This is a genomic window from Gilliamella sp. Lep-s35 (assembly GCF_009795845.1).
Taxonomy (GTDB): domain Bacteria; phylum Pseudomonadota; class Gammaproteobacteria; order Enterobacterales; family Orbaceae; genus Gilliamella.
Genome location: NZ_WTEX01000079.1, coordinates 1 through 452 on the forward strand (window position 1 = coordinate 1; position 452 = coordinate 452).

Sequence of the window (452 nt, forward strand, 5' to 3'; positions counted from 1 at the left end):
TTACCACGGTGTGGTTCATGACTGGGGTGAAGTCGTAACAAGGTAACCGTAGGGGAACCTGCGGTTGGATCACCTCCTTACGAAGAGCTCGTAAGTGTTCACACAGATTGTTTGTTTAGAAGAAAGAGTCACTTTATTGGGTCTGTAGCTCAGGTGGTTAGAGCGCACCCCTGATAAGGGTGAGGTCGGTGGTTCAAGTCCACTCAGACCCACCAATTCAACTGAATTGAGCTTATGAGTTTGAGTCGTTGAAGAAGTGAACACAATGGGGCTATAGCTCAGCTGGGAGAGCGCCTGCCTTGCACGCAGGAGGCCAGCGGTTCGATCCCGCTTAGCTCCACCATTAAAGAAGTCTCTTTTGAATTAAATTATGTTTGTATTTACTTATTAGTTGTAATGAGTGAATAGAAAGATAAAGCTCTTTAACAATTAGGAACAAGCTGAAAGAAACG

Annotated in this window: 2 tRNA genes and 1 rRNA gene; all 3 read left to right on the forward strand. The window is 45.1% G+C overall.

Annotated elements, in window-relative coordinates:
• Positions 1–80 (forward strand): 16S ribosomal RNA (locus tag GQ590_RS12095); the annotation flags it as partial.
• A gap of 58 nt (positions 81–138) precedes the next feature.
• A tRNA-Ile gene (locus tag GQ590_RS12100) sits at positions 139–215 on the forward strand.
• Between the two features lie 52 nt (positions 216–267).
• Positions 268–343, forward strand: a tRNA-Ala gene (locus GQ590_RS12105).
• Positions 344–452: the final 109 nt, after the last annotated feature.